This is a genomic window from Streptomyces sp. AC555_RSS877, assembly GCF_019049245.1.
Classification (GTDB): Bacteria; Actinomycetota; Actinomycetes; order Streptomycetales; family Streptomycetaceae; genus Streptomyces.
The window spans coordinates 1-418 of the sequence record NZ_JAGMUK010000178.1 but is presented as its reverse complement, the minus strand read 5'-3'; the positions used below and the strand labels follow the sequence as shown (position 1 = coordinate 418).

Annotated in this window: 1 protein-coding gene; it reads right to left on the bottom strand. The window is 66.0% G+C overall.

Going from position 1 to position 418, the window contains the following annotated elements:
* Positions 1-418: condensation domain-containing protein (locus KUM49_RS38405; protein ID WP_217241589.1), on the bottom strand; the 418-nt coding region annotated here is incomplete at both ends.

Here is a 418-nt window from a genome sequence, read left to right as displayed (position 1 = left end):
GGCAGGACGGCCCGGCGGACCACGACCTGGACCGGCTCACTCAATCCCTCCCACACGAAAGCCGTGCGATAGATGTCATGCCGATCCACGACCTGCTGCAACGCCCCCAGGAACGCATCCAGCCGCTCCCGCGAATCAAACGCCATCACCCGCGGCATCACATACGCATCCACCCCACCATCCGCCTCCAGCAGGTGATGGAAAAAGATGCCCTCCTGCAAAGGCGCCAACGGATAGACATCCGCGATGTTCGCCGCGCCACCCTCGACAGCCGCAACGACCCGCTCAACCTCCGCAACCGACAACTCCACCAGCGGCAACATCTCCGGAGAAATCCGCTCAGCACCCTCCGGAATCAGACTGGGCGGCACCACCACCGCCTCCGGAGCCGCGACCGCGGCCAGACCGGCCGGCGTCG